Consider the following 26,818-nt stretch of genomic DNA (forward strand, 5'->3'; position numbering starts at 1 on the left):
TCGCGACAGAACAGACCCCCCACAACTTCATAACCCTCGTATCCAGAATGAAGAGAGCCGTTCAATGAAGATCAGCAATCGCAGAAGCAGGCGCGCCGCTGTGGCCATCGCCCTGGGATCCGTACTCGCGCTGACCGCCACCGCCTGTGGTGACGACGGCAGTGGCGCGGGCGGCGACAAGGGGTCCGAGGGCAGCGGCAAGGGCGAGATCGTCTTCTGGGACAACAACGGCGGTGTCCGCACCGACATCTGGAAGGAGATCATCACCGACTTCCAGAAGGCCAACCCGGACATCAAGGTCGAGTACGTCGGGATCGCCTCCACCGAGTACCAGTCCAAGGTCGACACCGCCCTCCAGGGCGGCGGCCTCCCGGACGTCGGTGGTGTCGGCGCGGCCATGGCCGCCGGGTTCGCCGCGCAGGGTGCGCTGGAGCCGCTGGACGACCGGCTCTCCAAGTCCTCGCTCAGCGGCAAGCTCAACGAGGCGATGGTCGAGTCACTGAAGTCCGCCGGCGGGGGCGACGCCCTGTACTCGATCCCGACCTCCGCCAACAACGGCGTCCTCTACTACCGCACGGACCTGTTCGAGAAGGCGGGCCTCGACGAGCCCACCGACTGGGACAAGTTCTACGAGGCCGCCGAGAAGCTCACCGACAAGGACAAGAACGCGTTCGGCTACACCATTCGCGGTGGCGCCGGCTCCATCGCCCAGGCGCTGGACGCGATGTACGGGCAGTCCGGCATCACCTCGTTCTGGGACTCCGCCGGTGAGAAGACCACCGTCAACGACCCGAAGAACGTCGAGGCCCTGGAGAAGTACGTCGGCCTCTACAAGAAGGTCACCCCGGCGGCCGACCTCAACAACGACTTCACCAAGATGGTCGCGCAGTTCGACTCCGGCACGATCGGGATGCTGAACCACAACCTGGGGTCGTACCAGGACCATGTGAAGGCGTTCGGCGTCGACAAGTTCCGGGGCATTCCGCAGCCGACCGGTCCCGGCGGCAAGCGGGTCCAGGTCTCCAACCCCGTCGACGGGCTCGGGCTGTTCAAGAGCTCGAAGAACAAGGAAGCGGCCTGGAAGTTCATCGAGTTCGCCACCTCGCACGAGGAGAACTCCAAGTTCAACAAGTCGGCGGGGCAGGTGCCGGCGAACAACGAGGCCGCGAAGGACAGCTGGATCTCCGAGGCCGAGCCGACGAAGCTGGCCGCTGCCGCGTTGACCGACGGGTCGACGACGATCGTGCAGCTGCCGTACTACCTGCCGGACTGGAACACGATCTCGAAGACCGACAACGAGCCGGCCTTCCAGAAGGTGATGGACGGGCAGACGACTGCGAAGGAATTCCTGGACTCGCTGGCCGATCAGCTGAACAAGGCGCAGGCCGAATGGAATGAGCAGAAGAAGGGCTGACGCTCCACTGCGAGCCGGTTCGAGGATGCCAGTCCGTTGTGGCTGGTCGCGCAGTTCCCCGCGCCCCTTTGGGGCGCGGGGGATCCCCCCCCACTTGAAAGGCACCGTACAACAGCCCCCTTCCGTAAGCCTGTTGAGAAAGGCACCCGCACGTGTCACTCACCCGTAGACAGGTCACCAGCGCGGCTGTCGCCGCTGTTCCGCTCGCCGTCGCCGCCACGGGGCCCGCGTCCGCCGCGGTCTCGCCCGGCGGGGCCCGTCGGGAGCGCACGATTCATATCGCCGGTGATTCCACCGCCGCGCAGAAGTACGCCGCCGCCGCTCCCGAGACGGGATGGGGCATGGCTCTTCCGTTCTTCCTCCGGTCGGGGCTGAAGGTCGCCAACCACGCGGTGAACGGCCGTAGTTCGAAGAGCTTCATCGACGAGGGGCGACTCGACGCCATCCTCGAGGTGATTCGGCCCGGGGACTTCCTCGTCATCCAGTTCGGGCACAACGACTCCAAGGTCGCCGATCCGACGCGGTACACCGAGCCGTGGACGACCTACCAGGACTGTCTGCGCCAGTACATCGACGGCGCTCGGGCCCGGGGCGCCCGGCCGGTTCTCGCGACGTCCGTCGAGCGCAGGAAGTTCGACGCGGCCGGGGTGGCGCAGCCGACGCACGGTGACTATCCGGCGTCCATGCGGGCGCTCGCCGAGAAGGAGTACGTCGCTCTGCTCGACGTCCAGGCCCTGTCGATCGCCCTCTGGCAGAAGCTCGGGGTCGAGGAGACCAAGAAGTACTTCAACTGGACCGAGACCGAGCAGGACAACACGCACTTCAATCCGCCGGGGGCGATCGCCGTGGCGCGGCTCGTCGTGGGCGAGTTGTTGCGACGGCGGGTGCTTTCGCCGCGGGATGTTCGCCGTTCGGACGAGGAGATCCCGGACTCCTGGATCACGTGGCCCGAGGCGTAGCGCTCCGCTTGTAGGTCGGCTTTCGGCTGCCGGTCGGTTGTGGCTGGTCGCGCCCGCGCGGCGGAGCCGCACATAGACACAGCCCCGCGCCCCCAAAGGGGGCGCCACCTCCCCCTTCTGCTTCGAAAGGAACCCGCACTCATGCGTCCTCGTATCTGGCATGCCCATGTCATGACATCTGTTGTCGGCTGCACCGCCCTCGTGCTCGGTGTCACCGGGACCGGAGTGGCCTCTGCCGCCGAGCGTGACCTCGGTCGGCAGGTGCTCGGCGCCGGTGACGGCTGGGGCTCGGCGGAGGGTGGGACCACCGGTGGCTCGGCGGCCAAGGCCGAGCACATCTACACGGTCACCACCTGGGCGGAGTTCAAGGCCGCGCTGAAGGACGGCGGTGACGCGCCGAAGATCATCAAGGTCAAGGGCCTGATCGACGCCGTCTCCGAGGGCTGTGAGGCCTTCGTCACCGGCGGGTACGACCTCCAGCAGTACCTCAAGGACTACGACCCGGCCGTCTGGGGCAACGACGAGGTCGCCAGCGGCCCGCAGGAGGACGCGCGGGTCGCGTCCGCCGCCAGGCAGGACTCGGAGATCAAGGCCAACATCCCGAGCAACACCACCATCGTCGGCGTCGGCAAGAACTCCGGCATCCTCGGTGGCAGCATCCAGATCAAGGGCGTCTCGAACGTCATCATGCGCAACCTCACCATCGAGGCCCCGCTCGACTGCTTCCCCAAGTGGGACCCGACCGACGACAACAACACCGGCAACTGGAACTCCGAGTACGACACCGTGGTCGTCTACGGCACCGACCACGTGTGGCTCGACCACAACACGTTCACCGACGGGCGCTTCCCCGACAGCGAGCGGCCGGTCTACTTCGGCAAGGTCTTCCAGCAGCACGACGGGCTGACGGACATCGTGCGCGGCTCCAACTACGTGACCGTGTCCTGGAACCGCTACGAGAACCACGACAAGAACATGCTGATCGGAAACGGCGACGGCCTCGCCACCACCGACGCCGGCAAGCTCAAGGTCACCATGCACCACAACCGCTTCGACGGGATCCTCCAGCGCTCCCCGCGCGTGCGGTTCGGTCAGGTCGACGTCTACAACAACCACTACGTGGTCACCGAGGCGCAGAAGGACGACTACTACATCTTCGGCGTCGGCATCTCCTCGCAGCTGCACGCCAGCGACAACGCGATCTCGCTGCCGCCCGGCGCGAGCGTCGGCAAGGTCCTGAAGAAGTGGAACGAGTCGCCGCTCACCGCCGAGAACAACTACGTCAACGGCAAGCTGACGGACCTCATCGCCGTCCACAACGCCGAGATCCCCGCGGAGACCCTCCAGTCCGGCGCCGGATGGACGCCCACCCTGCGGACCAAGGTCCACCCGCCGCGTGCCGTGCCGGGCATCGTCGCGGGCGGCGCGGGTGCCGGGAAGGTCTGCTGATGACGGAACGTCAAATAGAGCTCAGCAGAAGGTCGTTCGTCGTCGCCAGTGTCGGGGCCGCGCTCGCGCTCGGGGTCGCGCCGTACGCCCATGCCGCCCGTGGACGGTCCGTCTTCGGGCGGTACGGATCGCCGTCCGCCCGGCTCAGCGAACAGACCCTGTACGTGGACGCCGGCGGTTCCGGCGACTTCACCACCGTCCAGGCCGCCGTGACCGCCGCGAGCGGCAGCGGATACACGCTGGTCGTCGCCCCGGGCGTGTACCGGGAGACCGTCGCCGTCAGTGTCGCCCGTACGCAGATGACCTGGATCGGCGCCTCGGGGGACGCCCGGGACGTCGTGGTCGTGTACGACAACGCGGCCGGCACCCCGAAACCCGGCGGCGGCACCTACGGCACCACCGGGTCGGCGACCACGCTCGTGCAGGCCGACGGGTTCACCGCGCGGGACATCACCTTCGCCAACGACTGGCTGCGTGCCGATCATCCGGGGATCAGCGGCACCCAGGCAGTCGCCATCAAGGTGCAGGGCGACCGGTCGGCGTTCGTGCGATGCCGGTTCCTCGGTCATCAGGACACGCTGTACGCCGACTCGATGGCACTCGGCACCTTCGCCCGGCAGTACTTCCGCGACTGCTATGCCGAGGGGGACGTGGACTTCGTCTTCGGGCGGGCCACGGCCGTGTTCGAACGCTGTCACTTCCACACCCTGACCAGGACCGACCTCACGGGCGCCCCGTACGGGTTCGTCTTCGCGCCCTCCACCGCGGGCGCCAACCCGCGCGGCTATCTGGTGACCCGAGGCCGGATCACCAGCGAGGCACCGGACGCCTACTACAAGCTGGCCCGCCCCTGGGTGCCCAGCTCGGACACCACCGCCCGGCCCATGCTCACCGTGCGCGAGACCCGCCTCGGCGCCGGGATCGACGCGGTCGCGCCCTACGCCACCATGTCGTCGGGCTTCCCCTGGCAGGACCAGCGGTTCGCCGAGTACCGGAACACCGGACCCGGCGCCGTCGTCTCCGTCCCGGCGAACCGGCCCCAACTCACGGATGAACAGGCCGAGTCGGCCACCCGCGAGGTCCACCTCGGTGACTGGACCCCGTGGGAGAGGTGCTGAGGTGCGTCGGCGCACACTGCTCACCGGGATCGCCGGCGGCCTGGTGGCCGCCGGCGCGGCACCCGCCTTCGCCCACAACCGCCGGGTCCTGCACGTGCGGCCCGGCGGGTCGGTCCAGGCGGCCGTGGATGCGGTGGACGGCTCCGGGTGGACGATCGTCGTCCACCCGGGGACGTACCGCGAGGTCGTCAACATCCCAGCAGGCAAAGGGGGGTTGACCCTGCGCGGCGCGTCCCGCGACCCCCGCGCCACCGTCATCGTCTTCGACCGCGCCAACGGCACCCCCAGGCCCGAGGGCGGTACCTACGGCACCGCGGGCTCCGCCACCTTCACCTCGGCGGCGCCCGGGCTGACCGTACGCGACCTGACCCTCGCCAACGACTGGCTGCGCGCGGACCACCCCGACGTCACGGGGACGCAGGCCGTCGCCGCGTATGTCACCGGGGACCGGTCGCACGTCGAGAACGTCCGGTTCCTCGCCCACCAGGACACCCTGTTCGCGGACACCACCGCGCTGGACGCCTTCGACCGGCAGTACTACCGGCACTGCTACATCGAGGGTGACGTGGACTTCGTGTTCGGGCGGGCCCGGGCCGTCTTCGACTCCTGTCACTTCCGCACCCTCCAGCGGGATGTGTCCTTCACCCCCAAGGGCATGGTCTTCGCCCCCGCCACCGCCCGGGCCAACCCCTACGGCTTCCTCGCCCTCCGCAGCCGGATCACCTCCGGCGCCGAGGACGCGGCGTACAAGATCGCCCGTCCCTGGGTGCCGTCGTACGAGACGACCGCCTGGCCCTCGCTGGTCGTGCGGGACACCTGGATCGGCCCCGGGATCGACGCGGTCGCCCCGTACACCAACATGCGCGAGGCCTATCCCTGGCAGACCATGCGCTTTCGCGAGTACGCCAACTCCGGTCCGGGCGCGGTGATCTCGGTGCCGGAGAACCGGCCCCAGCTCACGGACGCCGAAGCCGGGGCGCACACGCGGCGGACGTATCTGGGGGACTGGAGGCCTTATGGCCGCTCATGATCCGGCGACTGCCCATGATCCGGCGACTGCCCGTGATCCGGTGGCCGCTCGTGCTCCTGTGCGGCGCCGCGCCTTCGTCGTGGGCGCGGGGGCGGCGGCGCTGTTCGCGGGAACGGGAGCGGGAGCGGGAACGGATGCGGCGGCATCGGTAGCGGCATCAGCATCGGCAGCGGCGGCCGGGGCGGAGCCCTCGGGTGCCGCCGAGGCCGCCGCGCTGGAAGGCGCCCTCCCCGACTTCCATCCCCTCCTCAAGGAGGAGCTCCGCTTCCCGCTCGCCTGGGGCACCTCGCCGATCCGGGACTTCCGCACCTGGCGGCGGGCGGCTCGGGCCAAGGTCGAGGAGCATCTGTTCGTCGCCCGGGACGACACCCCGTACACCCCCGAGTTCGGCGGGCAGCGATCCGAAGGGGACGGCTACACACGGGAGTTGGTCACCTTCTCCCTCACCCGGTACAGCCGCGTCCGGGGCGCCCTGCTCACCCCGCACGGCACCGGACCGTTCCCGGCCGTCCTCCTCCTGCACGACCACGGCGCCAGGTTCGACATCGGGAAGGAGAAGCTGGTCCGGCCCTGGTACGACGACACCCGGCTGACCTCCGCGCAGGCCTGGGCCGACCGGTACTTCAGCGGGCGTTTCGTCGGCGACGAACTGGCCCGGCGGGGCTATGTCGTCCTCGCCCTCGACGCGCTCGGCTGGGGTGACCGGGGACCGGTCACCTACGACCAGCAGCAGGCCCTCGCGAGCAACTTCTCCAACCTGGGCTCATCACTCGCCGGGCTCATGGCCAGGGAGGACGTGCGCGCGGCGGCCTTCCTGGCGGGCCTCGACCGGGTGGACCGGCGCCGGGTCGCGGCCCTCGGCTTCTCCATGGGCGCCTTCCGGGCCTGGCAGACGGCCGCGCTCAGCGACGACATCGCGGCCGCCGCGAGCGTGTGCTGGATGACCGGGCTCAAGGAGGTCATGGTGCCCGGCAACAACATCCTGCGCGGCCAGTCCTCCTACTACATGCTCCATCCCGGGCTCGCCCGGCACCTCGACTTCCCCGACGTGGCGAGCATCGGCGCCCCCAAGCCGATGCTCTTCCTCCACGGCGGCCAGGACCCCCTCTTCACCGGCGAGGGTCTCCGGGTCGCCCACGAGAAGCTGCGCGCCGTCTGGCGCTCACGCCACGCCGGGGAGCGGTTGGACATCCGCATCCGGCCGGACCTCGGCCATGTGTTCACCGCCCCCATGCAGGACGACGCCTTCACATGGCTGGACGCCGTCCTGTAGCACGTCCGTTTTCGTCCGTCCCCCTGTGCGTCACGACGAAAGGACCCGCACGTCATGCATCGTACGAGGATCTCCCTCACCGCTCTCGCCACCGCCGCCGCGACCGCCGCCGGCCTCGGCATCCTGGCGACCCCCGCCCAGGCCGCCACCGTGGTCGTCAGCAACTCCACCGACCTGTCCAACGCCATCAAGAACGCCACCGCCGGCACGGTCATCCAGGTACGCGGCGGCACCTACTATCCGACGGCGACCCTCCAGTCGACGGCGAACGGCACCTCCTCCAGCCGGATCCAGCTCCAGCCCTACGGCTCCGAGACCGTGAAGATCGACGGCTCGAACCTCCCCGACGGCGACTGGATCTTCAAGCTGACCGCCGACTACTGGACCGTCTCCGGGATCACCTTCCAGAACTCCCCGGACAGCGCGGTCGTCTGCCAGTCCTGCGCCTCCACGGTCTGGGACAACATCAGGACCATCAACGGCGGCGACTCCGGCTTCACGCTCACCGGCGACAGCACCACCAACAACCTGGTCCGCAACATCGACTCGTACGGCCACTACGACGCGGCCACCCACGGCGAGAACGCGGACGGCATCGCCGTGAAGTTCGGCTCCGGCAGCGGCAACCTCATCACCGGTGCCCGCCTCTACAACAACTCGGACGACGGTCTGGACTTCTGGTCCTTCTCCTCGCCCGTCACCGTCGAGCACACCTGGGCGATGGGCAACGGCAAGAACCGCTGGTCGGACTCCGCGTTCGCGGGCGACGGCAACGGCTACAAGCTGGGCGGCGACGGCGAGGTGGTCGCCCATGTCATCAACAACTCGGCCGCCTGGGACAACGCCGGCAACGGCTTCACCGAGAACAGCAACAAGGGCGCCATCGTCATCAACCGCACCACCGCCTACGCCAACGCCAAGTGGGGCTACTACTTCGCCACCGGCGCGGGCCGCCTCGGCAAGAACCTGGCGGTCGGCAACGGCTCCGGCTCGGTGAACAAGGGCTCGTCGGTCGTGTCGTCCGGCAACAACTGGGACTCCGGCATCTCCACGCCCTCCTTCCGCTCCACCGACGCCACCTCGACGTACAACGCCCGCTCGTCGAGCGGCACGCTGCCCGCGACCACCTTCCTGACCACGGGCAGCACGACCATCGGCGCGACGATGAACTGAGCGGGGGCCTACGCGTAGGCGGCCAGCAGCCGGTCGTACTCCTTCTTCGTGACCGGGATGACCGTGCCGTGCCTCGGGCTGGTGGGCAGGTCGTAGTTCTGTGACGGCGTCCACCGGCCCGAGGCGAGATCCGTCGTCTCGAACGGGAGGTAGCCGCGGCCGCCGTACTCGTCGATGAAGAGGTACCACTTCTCCTCGGTGTTCGACTTGAAGACGGTCGGCCCCTCCCCGCGTTCCATCGCGCCACTGCCGATGCAGTCCGCGACGAAGTCGTACGTGGTCGAGGTCAGGGACGTCGACTTCTCGCCCGTGATGAACTTCGCGCACGGGCTGGAGGACGTCGGGTCCCGCTCGTCCTTCGTGTAGCGGTAGTACGTGCCCTTGTGCTCGACCACCGTCGAGTCGATGACCGAGTAGCCGGGGTCGTTCCACACCTTCGGCGCGCTGAACGTGCGGAAGTCCTTCGTCGTCGCGTACATCATCTTGTTGTACGTCGAGCCGGTGTGCTCCGGGTCGTCGTCGGCGTAGAGCTTCGACGCCCAGAAGACCACGTACTTGCCGAGCCCGCTGTCCCAGTACGCCTCCGGCGCCCAGGTGTTGCCCGCGTTGTCGGGGGACACCTTCACCAGGCGCTGGTCGGTCCAGTGGACCAGGTCGGTGGACTCCCAGACCATGACGGACTTGCTGCCGTGGCGCTGGACGTGGTCCCAACTGCCGCTGCTGTTCTGGTACATGCGCAGGTCGGTCGCGATCATGTAGAACTTGTCGCCCTTGGGGGAGCGGATCACGAACGGGTCGCGCAGACCCTTCTCGCCGATGGTGGAGGTGAGGACGGGCGCGCCCGCGTTCAACTCCCGCCAGTGCAGGGCGTCGTTGCCCTCGCTGAGCGCGTAGCGGATCTGCTCGCCGTCGGCGGTGCCCTCGCCGGTGAAGTAGGCGAAGAGATAACCGGCGTACTTCTTGGGTTTCTTGGCGGGCGCGGCCTCGGACTGCGCCGGGCTCGGCGGTGCGGCGAGCAGGCCGAGGAGGAGGGCCAGGAGAGGGAGCAGGATCGTGCGGGCGGTGCGGCTCATGACACATCCTGTGGGAGTCTGGTGGATTCTGTTGGGCGAGCTGTCCTCGGAGTGTTGTCAGTGGGGTTCAGCGCGTCAATCGCTGTGCGTGTGAAGACTCCGAGCGAAACTTTCGACCAATTTCCGCATGGACACGGCAACCCTTTGCCGCCGGGTGGCGACCAGTGATCAGAAGCGGGCCGGGGCGGCCCCTCCGGCCTGCTTCGTCCTCGTCCCCCTGAGAAAGGACCACCCGTGCGTCAGAGCACCAACGGACGCCATCGCAGAACCCGCACCCTGTCGATCGCCGCCGCCGTGTCCGTCGCCGCGGGGGCGGGCGGCGTCCACCTGGGCCTCTCGAACAACGGTGCCCAGGCCGCTGCCACCACGGTCACCGTCTCCGGCACCGCCCAGCTGGAGGCGGCCGTCGCGAGCGCCACCGCCGGTACGACCATCCAGGTGCGCGGCGGCACCTACCAGCCGACGCGGACCCTGAAGTCCACGGCGAACGGCACCGCCTCGGCCCGGATCACGCTCACCGCGTACGGCAGCGAGAAGGTCACGATCGACGGCTCCAAGCTCGCCGCCGGCTCCTGGCTCGCCGGGATCTACGGCGACCACTGGACCGTCTCGGGCCTCACCTTCCAGAACTCCCCGGCCCAGGGCTTCGTCGCCACGTCCTCGGTCGGCGGGATCTTCGAGAACCTCGTCACCGCGAACAACGGCGACTCCGGCTTCACGCTGCGCGGCGACGGCACGACCGGCAACCTCGTGCGGAACCTGGACAGTCACGGCAACTACGACGCCGCGAACCACGGCCAGAACGCCGACGGCATCGCCGTGAAGTTCGGCTCCGGCACCGGCAACAAGATCACCGGCGCGCGCCTCTACAACAACGCGGATGACGGGCTCGACCTCTGGCAGTTCTCCTCGCCCGTCACCATCGAGCACTCCTGGGCCTTCGGCAACGGCAAGAACCGCTGGAACGACTCCGCGTTCGAGGGCAACGGCAACGGGTTCAAGCTGGGCGGCGGCGGAGCGTCCGTCGCCCACTCCGTCAACAACAACGCGGCCTGGGGCAACACGCTGCACGGCTTCACCGAGAACTCCAACACCGGGGCGATCCTGCTGAACCGCAACACCGCGTACGCCAACAAGGCGCAGGGTTTCTACTTCGCCACCGGCAAGGCCCGGCTGGCACGGAACCTCGCGGTGGGCAACGGGACGGGGAAGGCGAAGCTGGGCTCGTCCACGGTGTCCGCCGCGAACAACTGGGACAGCGGGGTGGCCGCGCCGGCCTTCAAGTCGACGGATGCGGCCGGCGCGTACGGCGCCCGTAAGGCGGATGGCTCGCTGCCGGCCACGTCGTTCTTGACGACGGGCTCCACGGCTATCGGTTCGACGATGAACTGAACTGCCGCGAAAGGGTTGTGGGGAGCTGCGGGCCGTCTGTGGCCGGTCGCGCGGTTCCCCGCGCCCCTGAAGGGCTCCCGCCCCTCAAAAGGCGCCCCCCGCCGGTCGTCACCGGCGGGGGGCGTTGTGCGTGCCGACCCCGAGGGGGGCTCTGGTCGGCACCTGCTGCCGGCCGAGGGGGGCTCAGGCCAGCAGGTCCAGGCAGTCGAACGAGGTGCCCGGACTCAGGAAGTCCGTGCCGCTCGAACCACTGACGATGTTGATCTTCAGGATGTTGTACTCACCGGTGTTCGACTTCCACGCACTGGCAGGGACGCTGTAGGTGAACGTGTGGTTGTTCCCCCGGTACGACCCCGTGGTGAGCGAGCGGGTGGAGGGCTGCTTGGGAGCCGCCGGGATCGGCGAGACCCAGTCGTTGACTGATACCCGCGGTCGCCCGCCCGCGAACGCGTCCGTGACGCCGATACGCAGGGTGTGCGCGGCGGCGGCCTGGGCGGCGGTGAGCTTGAAGTAGATGAGGATGCCGTCGTTGACGGCCTGCCACATGTACGCGGGGAAGGACGCGGCCGGGTCCCCGCTGCCGAGCGTGACGTTGCCCGTCCACTTCGCCGCCCGGCCGTCGGAGGGATGCGCGTACGTCATCAGCTCGGCGTTCTTGAACTCGCCGGGTGTGCCGTCCCAGTCGCCGAGCCGCCAGACGGTCTTCGCGGCGGAGGGATCGCCGGTGAGGGTGATGCTGTTCAGCGCGGTCGAGCCGCCCGCCGTCACCTTCACCTCCCGGGTGTGCACGGCCAGCTCGCCCTTGTAGACGGTCAGCGTGTACGTGCCCGGCAGCATCCCCTTGCAGGAGAAGGCGCCGGTGCCGGCGGCCGCCTTCGCCCAGTACTGGGCGTCCGCGTTGGCGAAGCCGACCGTGTAGGCGTACGTGGCGTCCATGCCCTTGAGGCCCACGCCGGCCACCTTGCCGCGCCCGGCCTTGCCGACCCAGCCGGTGATGCCCAGTCCGTCCACCCAGGAGGTGTCCAGCTTGTCGTGGGACAGGGAGGACGAGGGCGCCCCGCCGTTCGTGAAGGCAAGGACGTAGGGGCCCTGGAGGCCGAAACGTTCCGCCTCCGTCTGGGCCTGGTTGTAGTGCAGGATCTCGTAGAGCCCGGCGCCCAGGTCGTTGGAGTGACGCAGCAGCGAGCGGTAGAAGGGGCCGCCGGAGGCCTTCTCGTGGTTGGAGCGGACGATCCACAGGCCGACCGAACCGGTGGTGAAGCCGATGTGGTCGTAGTCGATGACCCGCTTGCCCGAGTAGTGCTTGGAGTGGGTCGTGCCGTCCGAGCGCCGCCAGACGTCACCGGCCTCGATGACCTTGTCGGAGGCCTCGATCCAGGAGTCCGGGCCCTCGTTGGGGAACATCCCGGACTTCAGACGGACGAGGAAGCGGGTCGCCGTGAAGGACGCGTCCGCCTTGTTCGTCCACAGGTAGATGTTGTTCTGGCCGCTGCGGGCCGCGTACCACTGGGTGATCGCGCCGTGCACGGCCTTGATCAGGATCGTCGACCCGGACTGCTCGATGGTGACGGTCGAGGCGCCGAGACCGGACTCGACGTGGGAGTGCTTGCCGCCGTAGCCCTCGTACTCCTTGCCCTTGTGGACGAGGGACGTGATGTCGCCGGTGGTCTTGGAGACCTTGAAGACCAGGTCGGCCCCGGTGTCGACGACGAGGTTCCTGCCGTCGTCGGAGTGGCCGAAGCCGGCGGCGGAGGCGGTGGAGAGGAGGCCGGTGCCGCCCGCGACGGCGGCACCGGTGGCGGCGACGCCGAGGGCGCCGGCCCCGAGCACGCGTCGGCGCGTGAGACGTCTCTTGTGGGTGCTCAAGGGTGGTTCTCCGGGATTGTCGGATCTGGGGTTACTTGTATGTGAGGGCAGATGACGGGAACTTGCAGGTGGTTCCGTCCGCGCCCACGCCGATCTGGGTCGGCTCCTTGCCCGAGCTGTTGCCCTTGAAGCGCACGCAGGTCTTGACCTTCTTCTTGGGGTCACCGTGGATGCGGATCTTCGAGAGCGTGGCGGTGTCGCCGTAGTTGGCGTTGACGCCGACGATCGCCTTCAGGGGTGCCACGACGTCGATGTCGCTCAGCACGATCGTGCGCTTGTACTGCTTCGCGCAGTTGCCGCAGGAGCGCACCAGCTTGCCGGAGTTCCGCACGCGGAAGCCGGTGATGGTGAGCTTCCCGGCGCCGTTGAACTGGAAGACCTTGTCCGCGGCCTTCCTCGCGCCGCCCCCGACGACCTTGTACACGGCCTTCGACGACTTGCCCTTGAAGCTGGCGGCGTCCTCACCGACGTCCAGCCACCACACGTTCTTGAGGGTGCAGCTGCCCTTGCAGTGCACTCCGTCCGCTCCCGGGACGCCGATGATCACGTTCTTCAGGACCGCGCCGTCCGCCAGCTCGAAGATCGGGTCCTGGCCCTCGTCCTGGCCGCCGCCGCCGAGCGCGCCCTTGCCGAAGAACTTCTTCAGCTTGCCGTCGTACGTGCCCGACACCTTGATCGTCGAGGAGACGGCCTTGCTGCCCTTGGCCGTCGGCCAGGTCGCGGCGGCGCCGGCGGTGGACAGCAGCGACGTCGTGACGACGGCCCCGCCGGTGAGGGCGAGGGCGGCCACCGAGCCGATCACGGCCCGCCGGCGGGTGACCCGACGGCGGTGCCGGACGCGCTGTTCTGCAGGTGCGGTCATGAACCCGATTCCTTGGTGGTGGTGACTCTTGCGCCTCTTGGTCGCCACCGGTGGGGAAAGGGTTGCCGTCTCCGCGAGATTTCTTTACGAATCGCCTTCGTCTGTGGAGTCGTCGTCGTTGCCCTCGAAGTCGCCCGCCACCGCGAGGTCGTCGCCGGCGGCCTTCGCCGCCATCGCGTAGCGGTCGTCGCCCGCGTCCCGGCCGCCGCGCTCGTGGTTGTACTGCCCGGCGAAGACGAACTCGCCCTTCGGGACCGTACGGCCGTCCTTCAGCACCCAGGTGTAGACCAGGAAGCCGTCGTCCTCCTCGACCGTGAGGTCGAAGTCCTGCTCCGGCAGCGAGCGCCAGGCGCCGGCGGAGGTGACCCCGCCGGTCTGGGCGATCCGCAACTGGACGGTCAGCTCGGTGAGTTGCTCGTCCGTCTTCAGGGTCACATTGCTCTGCGCCCAGAAGTCGTTGCTGTGCGGGTCGACCGAACCGTCCGACCAGAGCGGACCGTCCTCCTCGTCCCCCGAGGTGGGCAGCTCCGGCGCGGACGTGTCCTTGGTGGACGGGCTCGTGGACGGGGTCGAGCGGGGTTCCTTCTGCTTCTCGCCGCCGCCGGCGCTCGGGCCCGGCTGGTCGGGCGGGACCGGTGCCCGGCTCGTCGCGGCCGGGGAGTCGACCGGCGTCGGGGAGACCGCGACCGTCTGGTCGGCCGGTGGCTTCTCCTCGCCCTTCACCGCGGAGGCGACCGCGTAACCGCCGACCGCGAGCACACCCGCGACACCGGCGGTGGCGGTGACCACCCGCACCCAGCCCCACAGCGGCGGACGCGTCGCCTCGCGGACGCGGCGCTCCCCGGGGGCGGCCATGCCGCGCTCGATCCGGGCCAGGATGCGGGCGCGGTCGGGCTCGTGCGCCTCGGCCGACTCGCGCAGCCGGGCACGCAGCTCCTCGTGCACGTCCCTCATCGGTCCCTTCCTCCGCTGCTCGGCACACCCGCGCCGGTCACACTCGTGCCCGTCACGCCCGCGGTGCCGTTCACGCCCGCGTGCATACGCCGCGGTGCGTCCCCGGTGCCGAGCAGCTTCTGCAACTCGGCCATCCCCTTGGACGTCTGGCTCTTCACCGTACCGACCGAGACCCCGAGGGCGAGCGCCGTGTCCTTCTCCGAGAGATCGAAGGCATGCCGCAGGACCACACACGCCCGCTTGCGGAACGGCAGCCTGCGCAGCGCCGACTGGACGTCGACCACGCCGGCCACATCGGGATTCTCGGTCTTCTCCTCGCGCTGCGACCAGAACAGTGTGATCCTGCGGCGCTCGCGGACCGCGCTGCGGATCCGGGTGCGGGCCAGATTGGCGACGACACCGCGGGCGTACGCCACCGGATGGTCCGCCGCGCGGACCCGGTCCCAGCGGTGCCACAACGCGAGCAACGCGTCCGCGGCCAGGTCGTCGGCGGCGTCGGCCTCACCCGTCAGCAGATGGGCCAGGCGGGACAGTTCGGCATAATGCCGTTCGAAGAAAGCGTGGAACTCCACGGAGGCTGCGTCGTCGACGACAGTGCCCACGGGGACCTCTCTTCTCGCTGCGGCCACAGACAGCCGAGCCTGCTGCCCGTGCGTGTCATGTGAATGACATGTGATCGTCCGGGGTCGACTCCCGACGAGATCCGGAAGAGTAGCAGTGATCGTGAAAGGTGTTCGTACGCGGCGTCGAACGCCGTCTTGCAGGGAGAACTCCGATTCCGTAACACGGAGAAAACCTGAATCGGGTTCAACAGGGGAACAATCCAGCCAGCATCCGCGCGTAGTCCACGCACGTCACTAGGAGCACCGTTCATGTCCGACGCACAGAAGGTGGCCGACCGTCCCGGAGCCGCGCCACCCGGGGCGAGCAGCGTCGATCGCTTCTTCAAGATCACCGCTCGGGGATCCACCTTCGCCCGGGAGGTACGCGGCGGCTTCGCCACGTTCTTCACGATGGCGTACATCCTTGTCCTGAATCCCATCATCCTCGGCAGCGCCAAGGACAAGTACGGCCACACCCTCGACGGCGCCGAACTCGTCACCGCCACCGCCCTCGTGGCCGCCGTGATGACGATCATCATGGGCGTCGGCGGCAACCTGCCGCTCGCACTCGCCGCCGGCCTCGGACTCAACGCGGTCGTCGCCTTCCAGATAGCCCCGCTGATGAGCTGGTCCGACGCGATGGGCCTGGTCGTCCTCGAAGGCCTCCTCATCTGCGTCCTGGTGGTCACGGGCCTGCGCGAGGCCGTCATGCACGCCATCCCGCAGGCGCTCAAGCAGGCGATCAGCGTCGGCATCGGCCTGTTCATCGCCTTCATCGGCTTCGTCGACGCCGGGTTCGTCACCCGTATCCCGGACATCGCGAACACCACCGTCCCGGTGCAGCTCGGCGCCACCGGCGCGCTGTCCGGCTGGCCCATCCTGGTCTTCTGTCTCGGTGTCCTGCTGACCATCGGCCTCCTCGCCCGCAAGGTGAAGGGCGCGATCCTCATCAGCATCCTGACGATGACGGTCGTTGCGATCGTGATCAACTCGGTGGCCGACATCAAGAGCTGGGGCCTGACCACCCCGAAGGTCCCCGACGACATCGTCGCCGCCCCAGAGTTCGGACTGATCGGCGACTTCAGCCTGTTCGGCTCGTTCGGCGAGACCACCGTCATCACGGTCGTCCTGCTGATCTTCACCCTGCTGCTGTCGGACTTCTTCGACACCATGGGCACGGTCGTCGGCATCACCGCCGAGGCGGGCCTGCTGGACGAGGAGGGCAAGGTCCCGAACCTCGGCCGGGTCCTCCTCATCGACGGTGCCGCGGCCGTCGCGGGCGGCGCGGCCTCCTCGTCCTCCGCGACCTCCTACATCGAGTCCGCGGCCGGCGTCGGCGAGGGCTCGCGCACCGGTTTCTCCAACCTGATCACCGGCGGCCTCTTCGCGGTGGCGCTCTTCCTCACCCCGCTGCTGACCATCGTCCCCATGCAGGCCGCCGCCCCCGCGCTCGTCGCCGTCGGCTTCCTGATGATGACCCAGGTCAAGAACATCGACTGGGACAAGTACGAGATCGCCATCCCGGCGTTCCTCACCATCGCCGTGATGCCGTTCACCTACTCCATCACCAACGGCATCGGCGCCGGCTTCCTCGCCTTCGTCCTCATCAAGACGGTCCTCGGCAAGGCCAAGGAGATCCACTGGCTGCTGTGGGGCACCTCGGCCCTGTTCCTGGTGTACTTCGCGATCAACCCGATCCAGCAGCTGTTCGGGGTCAAGTAACCACCGCGCCCCGTAAGGGGCGCGGGGAACTGCGCGACCAGCCACATACGGCCGGCAGTCGAAAACGAAGGGCCGCCCCCGGGGGGAGAGGGGCGGCCCTTCTTATTCAGGTGGTCTTCAACCCTTCAGCGCCGCCTCCATCACGGCCCTCGCAACCGGCGCGGCCAACCCGTTGCCGCTGACCTCCGACCGCGCCGCGTTCGACTGCTCGACGACGACCGCGACAGCGACCTCCTTGCCGTCGGCCTTCCCGTACGACGTGAACCAGGCGTACGGCGTCTTGCTGTTCTTCTCGCCGTTCTGGGCCGTACCGGTCTTGCCGCCCACGGTCGCCCCGCTGATCCGCGCGTTCGTACCCGTGCCGTCCTCCACGACCGTCCGCATCGCCGACTGCAACTGCTCGGCGGTCTCCGAGCTGACGATCTCCTTGGTGTCCGCCTCGGCGTCGTAGTCCTCCAGGACATCGCCGCCACTGTTGGTGATCTGCGCGACCATGTGCGGCGAGACCAGCTTGCCGCCGTTCGCTATCGCCGCCGACACCATGGCCATCTGGAGCGGCGTCGCGGTGACGTCGTACTGGCCGATGCCTGTCAGGGCCGTGGAGGGCCTGTTCATGTCCGACGGGTAGACGCTCTCGTAGGCCCGCACGGGCACGTCCTGCGTCTTGTCGTTGAAGCCGAACTTCTCGGCCGTCGCCCGCACCTTGTCCTGCCCGAGGTCGACGGCCATCTTCGCGAAGACGTTGTTGCACGAGTACCGCAGCGCCGTACGGATCGTGGCGTTCTCGCAGGGCGCGCTCGCGTTCTCGTTCGACAGCTCCGTGGTGGTGTCCGGCAGGGTGTACGGGTCCGGACTGTCGGTCCTGGCGTCCACCGACGCGTACAGCCCGTCCTCCAGCGCGGCCGCCGCCACGACCAGCTTGAACGTCGACCCCGGCGGCAGCGGCTGGCGCAGCGCCCGGTTGGTCAGCGGCTTGTCCTCGTCGGCGTTGAGCTTCTTCCAGGCCGTACCGGCGGTGTTGGCATCGGTGAGCGACGACGGGTCGTACGACGGGGTCGACACCACCGCGAGGATCTTCCCGTTCGTCGGGTCGATCGCGACGGCCGCGCCCTTCTTGTCGCCGAGCGCGTCGTACGCCGCCTTCTGCACGGCCGGGTCGATCGTGGTGATCACATTGCCCGGGTCGGCCCGCTTGTCGGTGACCGTGTCCATCACGGTCTTCAGGCGGAGGTCCGTGCCGTTGAGGAGCTCCTGGTAGATGCCCTCCAACTGCGTGGGCGCGTAGGCCTGCGAGGCATAGCCCGTCACCGCCGCGTACAGCTCGCCGTCGGTGTACGTGCGCTTGTACGCGAGGTCGCCGCCCTCGGTCCGGGCCGAGCCGGTGATCGAGTCGCCGGCCACGATGATGTTCCCGAGCGGGTCCGCGTACGTCAGAATCGCGTTGCGCCGGTTGTCCTGGTCGTCCGCGAGCGCCGTGGCCTCGTAGAACTGCACCCATGTCGCCCTCACCAGCAGGGCGAGCACGAGCAGCAGGGTGAAGACGGCGCTGCGCCTGATCGTCTTGTTCATGGCACCCGGAAAGACGATCGGGATGCGATCAGCCGTTCCCTTCGCCCGGTTTTCTCATGGGGTCCTCATGAAACCGGGGTTGCCACCGAGCCGGTTCAGTGCCGGTTCGGTGCCGGTTCAGAGTCTCCTGGTCGCCAGCGTCAGCCGGTCGCGCGCGTCGAAGAGGGCGTCCTTGACCAGCTGCTCGTGGGCGGGGGTCAGCCGGGCCACCGGCACCGAGCAGCTGATGGCGTCGCGGGCCGGCGTGCGGTAGGGGATCGCCACGCCGAAGCAGCGCAGCCCGAGCGTGTTCTCCTCGCGGTCGACGGAGAAGCCCTGCTCGCGGATCTGGTGCAGCTCCTCGACGAGCCGCTCGCGGTCCGTGATCGTGTTCTCGGTCAGCGCCGGAAGGGTCTCCGGGAGCAGCTTGCGGACCTGCTCGTCGGTGTAGGTGGCCAGCAGCGCCTTGCCGAGCGAGGTGGAGTGGGCGGGCAGCCGGCGGCCGACGCGGGTGAAGGGGCGCAGATAGTGCTGCGACTGGCGGGTGGCCAGATAGACGACGTTCGTCCCGTCGAGGCGGGCCAGGTGGATCGTCTCCGTCGTGTCGTCCGACAGCCGGTCCAGCGTCGGCCGGGCCAGCGTCACGACCTCGTCGCCGTCGATGTACGACGTGCCGACGAGCAGCGCCCGTACGCCGATGCCGTACCGCGTGCCCGTCGCGTCCGTCTCGACCCAGCCCAGCTCCACGAGGGTGCGAAGCAGCATGTACAGGCTCGACTTGGGGTAACCGACGGCCTCCTGGACCGCGGCCAGGGAGTGCATACCGGGGCGTCCGGCGAAGTATTCGAGCAGCTCAACGGTCCTTACCGCCGATTTGACCTGTGCTCCGCCGCCCGTCTCGACTGCCGACATCGCCCTTGACCCCTTCGTTCGACGGGAAATAGTCTCCGACAGCATATTCATCATCAGAGACGGCGTTCAGCATATCGAACGACCCTGGTGAATGACCCAGATATACCCCTGGGAATTGACCCAGATATACGTGGAGGAACCCGCGGTGGCAGCAGCACCAGTCTGGAGTGTCGACCCCCGAACCGGGAAGCAGCGCGAGCAGGTTGCGGTGGAGGCCACAGCCCAGGAGGTGGACGCCGCCGTCCGCGCGGCGCACGCCGCCCGTGCTTCCCTGGCCGACCGTACCGTCCGCTCGGCCTTCCTGCGCACGGCCGCCGACCAGCTCCAGGCGGCCAAGGACCAGCTCGTCGAGGTCGCCGACGCCGAGACCGCGCTCGGCCCGGTCCGGCTCACCGGCGAACTCGCCCGCACCTGCTTCCAGCTGCGGGCCTTCGCCGACATCGTGGACGAGGGCGCGTTCCTCGACGTGGTGATCAACCACCCCGACGACACCGCGACCCCGCCCATCCCCGACCTGCGCCGCTACAAGGTCCCGCTGGGTGTCGTCGCCGTCTACTCGGCCTCCAACTTCCCCTTCGCCTTCTCCGTTCCCGGCGGCGACACGGCGAGCGCGCTGGCCGCCGGGTGCCCGGTCGTCGTCAAGGCCCACCCCGACCACCCGGCCCTGTCCGAGCTGGTCGCGATCGTGCTGCGCCGGGCCGCCGCCGAGCACGGCATCCCCGAGGGCGTCCTCGGCCTCGTCCACGGCTTCGAGGCGGGCGTCGAGCTGGTCAAGCACCCGCTCGTCACGGCCGCCGGCTTCACCGGTTCGGTACGCGGCGGCCGCGCCCTCTTCGACGCGGCGGCCGCCCGCCCGGTGCCGATCCCGTTCCACGGCGAGCTGGGCTCCCTGAACCCCGTCCTCATCACGGAGGCCGCGGCCTCCGAGCGCGCCGAGGCGATCGGTGCGGGGCTCGCCGGGTCGATGACCCTCGGCGTCGGCCAGTTCTGCGTGAAGCCCGGGCTGGTGCTGGCGCCCACCGGCGACGCCGGTGACCGTCTGCTCAAGTCGCTCACCGACGCGGTCAGCGACGTCGACTCCGGGGTCCTGCTGGACCACCGGATGCGCGACAACTTCCTCGCCGGTGTCGCCGAGCGCGCGGAGCTGCCCGGCGTGGAGTCGCCGGTCACCGCCGGCGCGGGCGGCGAGCACACCGTCAGCCCCGGGTTCCTGACCGTCCCCGCCGCCAAGCTGGCGGCCGAGGGCGAGCACGACCTGCTCCTGGAGGAGTGCTTCGGGCCGCTCACGGTCGTGGCGCGCTACGAGGACGAGGGCGAGGCCAAGTCGGTGCTGTCCCGTCTGCCGGGCAACCTCACCGCCACGGTGCACCTGTCCGGTGGGGAGGCCGCCGGCGAGGGGCGTGGGCCGGAGATCCTCGCCGAGCTGACGCCGCTGGCCGGGCGCGTCCTGGTCAACGGGTGGCCGACGGGTGTGGCTGTGGCTGCGGCCCAGCACCACGGTGGGCCCTACCCGGCCACGACCTCCACGTCCACGTCGGTGGGCGGTACGGCGATCGAGCGGTGGCTGCGGCCGGTGGCCTACCAGGGGGCGCCCGAGGCGCTGCTTCCGGTGGAGCTTCGGGACGACAACCCGCTGGGGTTGCCTCGGCGGTTCAACGGGGTTCTGGAGCGGTAGCGCCATAAGGGGTGCGGTGTCTGCGGGCTGCGGGTCGTTCGTGGCTGATCGCGCAGTTCCCCGCGCCCCTCAAAAGCCTGCTGCCGCGGGCCGGGGGCTGTAAGAATCCCCCAATGGACGTCGAAATTCCCGAACTCCCGTTCCTGCTCCGTACATACGGTCCCGATGGGCACTGGTCCTATGAGGACGGGGTGCTGACCGGGTGGGCCGGGGCGCGGCAGGACCGGTTCGTGCCGCCGACCGACGAGGGGCTGGATCCCGCTTCGGACGCGCCCAGGCTGCTGGGTGCGCCGGAGGGGGACTTCCAGCTGATCGCCCGTGTCACCGTCGGCTTCGCCGCCGGGTTCGACGCGGGCGTTCTGTATGTGCATGTGGGGGAGCGGGCCTGGGCGAAGCTCTGCCTGGAGTACTCACCGGATGTGCCGACCGTGTGCACGGTGGTCACCCGGGGGCACTCGGACGACGCCAACTCCTTCACGGTGGAGGGCAGTTCGGTCTGGCTGCGGGTCAGCCGCACCGGCCGGGCCTTCGCCTTCCACGCCTCCCGCGACGGCAAGCAGTGGACCTTCGTCCGCCTCTTCACCCTCGCCGGCGAACAGCAGAGCGGCGCCGCCCTCGTCGGCTTCATGACCCAGTCCCCGATGGGCGAGGGCTGTGTGGTCACGTACGACGAGATCGAGTTCCGCCCGAACTGGCCGAAGGACCTGAGGAACGGCAGCTGAGCATTTCAGGGGCGCGGGGAACTGCGCGAGCAACCACGACGAACCCGCAGACGGGGGTCGAAGGGGCGCAGCCCCTGGGGATGGGAATGGGTAGGGGCGGCGGGGGCGAAGAAACCCCCCGGAACCACACCGCCCCCGCCCACGTCCTCAGCGGCATGATCAAGGACCGTGTGACCCGAGTCACCGGAGCGCGCGTGATCAGGACCGCGCTCCCCGCCGAGACCCCGCGCATCACCGCACTGCACGCCCGCGCCCGCGCGACGTACCACCCGGACGGCATCCCCCACGACGGCACGGACTGGCCCGCCTCCTGGCGACGAGCCATCGAACGGCCGGACGGGCACGTGCTGTGCGCGGTGGAGCACGGCCGGATCACCGCCGTCGCCTCCTTCCGTACGGCCGACGGCGCGCCCCCCGACACCGTGTACCTCGCCCAGTTCCACGTCGACCCCGAGCAGTGGCGCCGCGGCACCGGCCGCGCCCTGCACGCGGCCTGCGTGGAGGAGTGGCGGGCCGACGGCAAACGCACGGCCGGCCTCTCCGTGCACACGGACAACCACCGGGCCCGGGCCTTCTACACCGGACTGGGCTGGACCCCCGACCCACAGCACCGGCCCGCCCCGGGCGACCACCACCTTCTCCTCACGTTCACCGTGACCGGGGAATGAGCCAGGCTGCTTGAACGTTCACCAACCGTGGAGGCGGAGGGCGTCTCCGTACCCGTACGACCTGGAGAGAGCTGACACCATGCGCGTCGAGATCTGGAGCGACATCGCCTGCCCCTGGTGCTACGTGGGCAAGGCCCGCTTCGAGAAGGCGCTCGCGGCCTTCCCGCACCGCGACGGCGTCGAGGTGGTGCACCGCTCCTTCGAGCTCGACCCGGGCCGGGCCAAGGACGACATCCAGCCGGTGCTCACCATGCTGAGCAAGAAGTACGGGATGAGTGAGGCGCAGGCCCAGGCCGGCGAGCACAACCTCCGCGAGCAGGCCGCCGCCGAGGGGCTCGCCTACCGGGCCGAGGGCCGCGACCACGGCAGCACCTTCGACATGCACCGCCTGCTGCACTTCGCCAAGGAGCAGGGCCGGCAGAGCGAGCTGCTGCAGGCCTTCTACCGGGCGAACTTCGCCGACGAGCGGTCCGTGTACGCGGACGCCGACGCGTATCTGGTCGAGCTGGCCGTCGAGGCGGGGCTCGACGAGGACGCCGTGCGCAAGGTGCTGGCCGACTCGGACGCGTACGCCGACGCCGTCCGGGCCGACGAGCGGGAGGCCGCCGCGCTCGGCGCGAACGGGGTGCCCTTCTTCGTGCTGGACCGGAAGTTCGGGGTGTCCGGGGCTCAGCCCGCGGAGGTGTTCGAGAAGGCTCTCGCGCAGGCGTGGGGGGAGCGGCCGCCGTTGAAGCTGGTCGCGGCGGAGGGTGCGGAGGCCTGTGGGCCGGATGGATGTGCCGTGCCTCAGTAGGGGGTGCGGTTGTTCGCGGGCTGCCGGTGCGTCGTGGTCGCTCGCGCAGTTCCCCGCGCCCCTTGAAGGGGCGCTGCCGTCCAGGTCGGCCGCCATGTATAAGCGGCGCTTGGGGAAACCGTGCAAAACATCTCAATGGACGTGGGGTCCACGCGGCCCCACAGTGGTGTCATGGAGACCTTCGAGAGCCTCGTTCGGACCGAGTTCGCCCCGAAGAACACCTATCTGAACACCGCGAGCACGGGGCTGCTGCCCGCCCGCGCGGTCGACGCGATGAAGGCCGGCGTGGAGTCGGTGGCGGCCGGGCGGCCGCAGGACATGTTCGCCGATGTGGAGGCCGCGCGGGCGGCCTTCGGCCGGATCGTCGGGGTGCCGGACCGCCGTGTGGCGGCCGGCGCCTCGGTCGCCGTCTACAGCGGGCTGATCGCCGCCGCGCTGCCCGCGGGCGCGGAGGTGCTGACCGCCGAGGGCGACTTCACGTCCCTCGTGAACCCCTTCCACGTGCGCGGCGACCTCAAGGTGCGTCAGGTGCCGCTGGAGCGGGTCGCCGAGTCGGTGCGGCCGGGCACGGCGCTCGTCGCGGTCAGCGCCGTGCAGTCCGCCGACGGCCGGGTCGCCGACCTGGGCGCGATCCGCGAGAGCGCGCGGGCACACGGGGCACGCACGTACGTCGACGCGTCGCAGTCCGCGGGATGGCTGCCGATCGAGGCGGACGCGTACGACTACGTCGTCTCCGTCGCCTTCAAGTGGCTTGTCTGCCCGCGCGGGGTGACCTTCCTCGTCGTCCCGGAGGACCTCGGCGGACTCACCCCCCTCTTCGCCGGCTGGGTCGCGGGGGAGGAGCCGTGGGACAGCTGCTACGGCCCGGTCGAGGAACTCGCCCGCTCCGCCCGCCGGTTCGACGAGAGCCCCAGCCTGTTCTCGTACGCCGGTGCCCGCCGCTCCCTCGCGCTGATCGAGGAACTGGGCGTGGCGAACGTACGGGATCACGACCTCGCGCTGGCCGACCGCTTCCGCGCGGGCCTCGCCGGACTGGGCCACGAGCCGGTGCCGGCGCCCGGCTCGGCGATCGTGTCGGTGCCCGGAATCGGCCACCGGCAGGCGGAATTGAGCCGGGCGGGGGTCGAGGTCTCCGACCGTGCGGGCCATCTGCGGGCCGCCTTCCACCTGTACAACGCGCCCACGGATGTCGACCGGATCCTGGACGTCCTGTCCGGCTGACTTCCGAGACCCACTGGCGCGGACCGCGCGAGGACGCTAGGAAGGCTTCACGAGGTGGTGGTGCCGGTGGAGCCGACGCTCGAACAGCCGTCCATCGATGTGGAGTTGCATCGGCGGCTGGTGTACGGGGACGAGTCCGCGCTGCGTGAGGCGTACGCGGCGTACGGGGCACTCGTCCGGCGGGTGGCCGTCCGTGTCACCCGCAGCCCGGCGGCCGCCGAGGACGTGGCGCAGGAGGTCTTCGCCCAGCTGTGGAGCAGACCGTACGGCTACGACGCGCGCCGGGGCTCGCTGCGTACCTGGCTGTCCATGGTCGCCCACCGGCGGGCCGTGGACTGGGTGCGCAGCGAGGCCCGGCACCGCAAGGACGCCCGCGCGGACGACTCGGCGCTGCACGCCATCCCCGACACGGGGCCCGGCCCGGACGAGGCGGTCGTCGACCGCGAGCGCTCCCTCCTGCTGCACACCGCCCTCGCCGAACTCCCGCGCCCCCAACGGGAAGTGGTCCACCTTGCCTATTTCGCGGGCCGTACCTACCGCCAGGCCGCCGTCGAACTGGGCATACCCGAGGGCACCGCGAAGACGCGGCTCCGCTCGGCCCTGCGCAAACTGGCGGAGTCCCTCGCGGACCCATCGGACCCCGCGACGGTGAGGGGCGCGTGATGGGGGCGTACGGGACCGCCCGGACCGCGCGGGTCCTGCGTATCGTGGACGGGGCAGGGCGAAAGGGCGGCGCGCGATGACCAACGACCACGACGGCGTACGGGAGCTGCTGGCCGCCTGGGCGGTCGGCGCGCTCCCACCCGGCGACGACCGGACGGTCCCCCTGCACCTGGCCGGATGCGAGACCTGCGCGGCGGAGGCCGAGCGGCTCAGGGACACCGTACGACTGCTGGACGGCACGCCGGGGCCGGGTGCCGCCGTACCGGGTGGCTCCGTGAACGGGAGCGTGGACGGTGTCCTCGCCACGGCCCTCCGTGCCCGCCGCCCCCGTGTCCCCGAGGTCGCCCCGCACGCCGCGCCCTACGCCGCCGCCGTCGCCGGACTCCAGGCACTGGTCCCGGAGCTGGACGGCCGCTGGGGCACGCCGGTCGTCCACGACTGGGACGCGCACGCCACCGTCGCGCACCTCGTCGCCGCCGACGAGCACCTCGCCGTACCCCTCGGTGTCGACGCGCGCCTGCCCGCCTCGCACATCCCGGAGGAGACCTCCGCCGGGGACGCCTGGGCCCGGCGCACCGCCGACGTCATCGCCCACGAGCACGGCCGCACACCCGAGGAGACGGTCGCCACCTGGGCCGCGCAGGCCGCCGCGCTGCTGGCCACGCCCGAGGCCCGCGACCCCGAACTCGCCGCCCGCGCCGTCACGGTGATGGGCCTGCGGCTGCCGGTCGCCGACCACTTCGTGGTCCGCGCCTTCGAGGCCTGGATCCACACGGACGACCTCGGCCGCGCGCTCGGCCTCCCCGTACCGCCACCGCCCGACGAGCATCTGGAGCGCCTGGTCCGCCTCGCGGTCCGCATCCTCGGCCTGGCCCTGAAGGACGCGCCTCCGGTCCTGTTCGAGATCACCGGCCCCACCACCGACACCACCTGGGTCTTCGGCTCGGACGCCGAGCCCGTCACCGCCGAACTCACCCTGGACCCGGTCGACTTCTGCCTCCTGGTGGGTGGGCGGTACGCCCCGGAGGAGGTACCGAGGGGCATCACGGGAGACGAGGCCGCCGCACGCAACGTACTGGAGAGGGCGGCGTCACTGGCATGGCTGTGAGGGGGCCTGGTAGCTGCCGGTGAGGGTCGCGCCCCTTCAGGGGCGCGGGGAACCGCGCGACCAGCCCCCACCCACCCGCAGCGTCCCCGCCACCCCTAACGGCCCGTCGACTCCGGACACAGATTCGACTCGACGCGGCCAAGCAGGACCAAGAGCTGTCGACGCTCGCCGACATCGAGCCCCGCCAGGGTCTGTGCCTCCAGTTCCTCCCAAGCTCGCTCCACCTGCTCCAACAGAGCCCCACTCTCCTCGGTCGCCTCGACGAGCACGGCCCGCCGATCCGCAGGATCGGCCGCCCGCCGCACATGCCCGGCCTGCTCAAGCCGCTGCAGCATCTTCGTGACCGTGGACGGATCGAGGTCCAGCAACCGGATCAGGTCGGACTGCCGCGCCGGTCCGCCCTCCCAGAGGCGCATCATCACCAGCTCCTGCCCGGGGTGGAGCCCGAGCCCCCGCAACAGCCGCCCGGCGGCGTTGCGATGCAGCCGGGCCACCCGGGAGACCGCGTGGCTGACCGGCCCCCCACGTGCCGCGGACGGCAGCGTGGTCGCACACTTCTCGGTGGCCTCCATCGAAAACTCCCTGGTCAGCGCGGCCTCTCGACCCAAGGGTACCGGTCGC

Annotated in this window: 23 protein-coding genes and 1 pseudogene; 16 read left to right on the forward strand and 8 right to left on the reverse strand. The window is 69.9% G+C overall.

From position 1 onward, the window contains the following. The first annotated feature begins 64 nt into the window (after positions 1-64). The 7 genes from JIX56_RS35965 to JIX56_RS35995 all read left to right on the forward strand — a co-directional run bounded on the left by JIX56_RS35965 (position 65) and on the right by JIX56_RS35995 (position 8,416). A complete protein-coding gene (locus tag JIX56_RS35965; RefSeq protein ID WP_257546831.1) occupies positions 65-1,414 on the forward strand; it encodes an ABC transporter substrate-binding protein in 1,350 nt (449 codons plus the stop codon). Between the two features lie 152 nt (positions 1,415-1,566). After that, a complete protein-coding gene (locus JIX56_RS35970) occupies positions 1,567-2,373 on the forward strand; it encodes a rhamnogalacturonan acetylesterase (protein ID WP_257546833.1) in 807 nt (268 codons plus the stop codon). Positions 2,374-2,514: 141 nt separating this feature from the next. Further along, a complete protein-coding gene (locus tag JIX56_RS35975) occupies positions 2,515-3,822 on the forward strand; it encodes a pectate lyase family protein (protein WP_257546835.1) in 1,308 nt (435 codons plus the stop codon). Then, entirely contained in the window at positions 3,822-4,940 is a 1,119-nt protein-coding gene (locus JIX56_RS35980; RefSeq protein WP_257546836.1) for a pectinesterase family protein, read from the forward strand. Before JIX56_RS35975 ends, JIX56_RS35980 begins: the two co-directional genes overlap by 1 nt. Before the next feature lies 1 nt (position 4,941). Beyond that, complete coding sequence (locus tag JIX56_RS35985) at positions 4,942-5,970, forward strand: pectinesterase family protein (protein ID WP_257546838.1); 1,029 nt, start codon at positions 4,942-4,944, stop codon at positions 5,968-5,970. Between the two features lie 40 nt (positions 5,971-6,010). After that, a complete protein-coding gene (locus tag JIX56_RS35990; RefSeq protein WP_257546840.1) occupies positions 6,011-7,243 on the forward strand; it encodes a dienelactone hydrolase family protein in 1,233 nt (410 codons plus the stop codon). 54 nt (positions 7,244-7,297) lie between these two features. After that, positions 7,298-8,416, forward strand: a complete 1,119-nt coding sequence (locus tag JIX56_RS35995) for a right-handed parallel beta-helix repeat-containing protein (RefSeq protein WP_257546842.1) — start codon at positions 7,298-7,300, stop codon at positions 8,414-8,416. Between the two features lie 14 nt (positions 8,417-8,430). On the opposite strand, the pseudogene JIX56_RS36000 reads toward JIX56_RS35995, so the two are convergent. Then, positions 8,431-9,489, reverse strand: a pseudogene (locus JIX56_RS36000) (glycoside hydrolase family 43 protein); the annotation flags it as partial. Between the two features lie 234 nt (positions 9,490-9,723). Here JIX56_RS36000 and JIX56_RS36005 point away from each other — a divergent pair. Then, positions 9,724-10,881, forward strand: a complete 1,158-nt coding sequence (locus tag JIX56_RS36005; RefSeq protein ID WP_257546844.1) for a right-handed parallel beta-helix repeat-containing protein — start codon at positions 9,724-9,726, stop codon at positions 10,879-10,881. A 183-nt stretch (positions 10,882-11,064) separates the two neighbouring features. Here the strand turns inward: JIX56_RS36005 and JIX56_RS36010 are convergent, their stop codons facing one another. The 4 genes from JIX56_RS36010 to JIX56_RS36025 form a co-directional block, all read right to left on the reverse strand. Beyond that, positions 11,065-12,747 carry a rhamnogalacturonan lyase B N-terminal domain-containing protein gene (locus JIX56_RS36010; RefSeq protein ID WP_257546846.1) on the reverse strand — a complete coding sequence of 561 codons (1,683 nt, stop codon included), beginning with the start codon at positions 12,745-12,747 and terminating at the stop codon, positions 11,065-11,067. A gap of 31 nt (positions 12,748-12,778) precedes the next feature. After that, positions 12,779-13,609 carry a pectate lyase gene (locus JIX56_RS36015; RefSeq protein ID WP_257546848.1) on the reverse strand — a complete coding sequence of 277 codons (831 nt, stop codon included), beginning with the start codon at positions 13,607-13,609 and terminating at the stop codon, positions 12,779-12,781. 84 nt (positions 13,610-13,693) lie between these two features. After that, complete coding sequence (locus tag JIX56_RS36020; RefSeq protein WP_257546850.1) at positions 13,694-14,563, reverse strand: hypothetical protein; 870 nt, start codon at positions 14,561-14,563, stop codon at positions 13,694-13,696. Further along, positions 14,560-15,165, reverse strand: a complete 606-nt coding sequence (locus JIX56_RS36025; RefSeq protein WP_257546852.1) for a SigE family RNA polymerase sigma factor — start codon at positions 15,163-15,165, stop codon at positions 14,560-14,562. Before JIX56_RS36025 ends, JIX56_RS36020 begins: the two co-directional genes overlap by 4 nt. A gap of 270 nt (positions 15,166-15,435) precedes the next feature. Between JIX56_RS36025 and JIX56_RS36030 the strand changes: the two genes are divergently transcribed. Then, positions 15,436-16,887: an NCS2 family permease gene (locus JIX56_RS36030; protein WP_257546854.1), complete on the forward strand. Its 1,452-nt coding sequence runs from the start codon at positions 15,436-15,438 to the stop codon at positions 16,885-16,887. A gap of 117 nt (positions 16,888-17,004) precedes the next feature. Here JIX56_RS36030 and JIX56_RS36035 read toward each other — a convergent pair whose 3' ends face one another. Both JIX56_RS36035 and JIX56_RS36040 read right to left on the reverse strand, forming a co-directional pair. Beyond that, on the reverse strand, positions 17,005-18,456 hold the full coding sequence (locus JIX56_RS36035; protein WP_257546855.1) for a peptidoglycan D,D-transpeptidase FtsI family protein: 1,452 nt from the start codon (positions 18,454-18,456) through the stop codon (positions 17,005-17,007). A 117-nt stretch (positions 18,457-18,573) separates the two neighbouring features. After that, positions 18,574-19,347: an IclR family transcriptional regulator gene (locus JIX56_RS36040; protein ID WP_257546857.1), complete on the reverse strand. Its 774-nt coding sequence runs from the start codon at positions 19,345-19,347 to the stop codon at positions 18,574-18,576. Between the two features lie 145 nt (positions 19,348-19,492). Between JIX56_RS36040 and JIX56_RS36045 the strand changes: the two genes are divergently transcribed. The 7 genes from JIX56_RS36045 (at position 19,493) to JIX56_RS36075 (ending at position 26,197) form a co-directional block, all read left to right on the forward strand. After that, positions 19,493-21,022, forward strand: a complete 1,530-nt coding sequence (locus tag JIX56_RS36045; protein ID WP_257546859.1) for an aldehyde dehydrogenase (NADP(+)) — start codon at positions 19,493-19,495, stop codon at positions 21,020-21,022. 113 nt (positions 21,023-21,135) lie between these two features. Further along, positions 21,136-21,744, forward strand: coding sequence for a DUF1349 domain-containing protein (locus tag JIX56_RS36050; RefSeq protein WP_257546861.1), 609 nt, complete (start codon positions 21,136-21,138; stop codon positions 21,742-21,744). A gap of 155 nt (positions 21,745-21,899) precedes the next feature. Next, a complete protein-coding gene (locus JIX56_RS36055; protein ID WP_257546863.1) occupies positions 21,900-22,412 on the forward strand; it encodes a GNAT family N-acetyltransferase in 513 nt (170 codons plus the stop codon). Positions 22,413-22,491: 79 nt separating this feature from the next. After that, positions 22,492-23,205 carry a DsbA family oxidoreductase gene (locus tag JIX56_RS36060; protein ID WP_257546865.1) on the forward strand — a complete coding sequence of 238 codons (714 nt, stop codon included), beginning with the start codon at positions 22,492-22,494 and terminating at the stop codon, positions 23,203-23,205. A 171-nt stretch (positions 23,206-23,376) separates the two neighbouring features. Beyond that, positions 23,377-24,426 carry an aminotransferase class V-fold PLP-dependent enzyme gene (locus JIX56_RS36065; protein WP_257546867.1) on the forward strand — a complete coding sequence of 350 codons (1,050 nt, stop codon included), beginning with the start codon at positions 23,377-23,379 and terminating at the stop codon, positions 24,424-24,426. A gap of 54 nt (positions 24,427-24,480) precedes the next feature. Then, a complete protein-coding gene (locus JIX56_RS36070) occupies positions 24,481-25,089 on the forward strand; it encodes an RNA polymerase sigma factor (RefSeq protein ID WP_257546869.1) in 609 nt (202 codons plus the stop codon). 76 nt (positions 25,090-25,165) lie between these two features. Continuing rightward, complete coding sequence (locus tag JIX56_RS36075; RefSeq protein ID WP_257546871.1) at positions 25,166-26,197, forward strand: maleylpyruvate isomerase family mycothiol-dependent enzyme; 1,032 nt, start codon at positions 25,166-25,168, stop codon at positions 26,195-26,197. Between the two features lie 95 nt (positions 26,198-26,292). On the opposite strand, the gene JIX56_RS36080 is transcribed toward JIX56_RS36075, so the two are convergent. Then, the gene (locus JIX56_RS36080) at positions 26,293-26,769 is read right to left on the reverse strand and encodes a MarR family winged helix-turn-helix transcriptional regulator (RefSeq protein ID WP_257546872.1); all 477 of its coding nucleotides are present in this window, start codon (positions 26,767-26,769) and stop codon (positions 26,293-26,295) included. Positions 26,770-26,818: the final 49 nt, after the last annotated feature.

This window comes from Streptomyces sp. CA-210063 (assembly GCF_024612015.1).
In the GTDB taxonomy this organism is placed as follows: domain Bacteria; phylum Actinomycetota; class Actinomycetes; order Streptomycetales; family Streptomycetaceae; genus Streptomyces.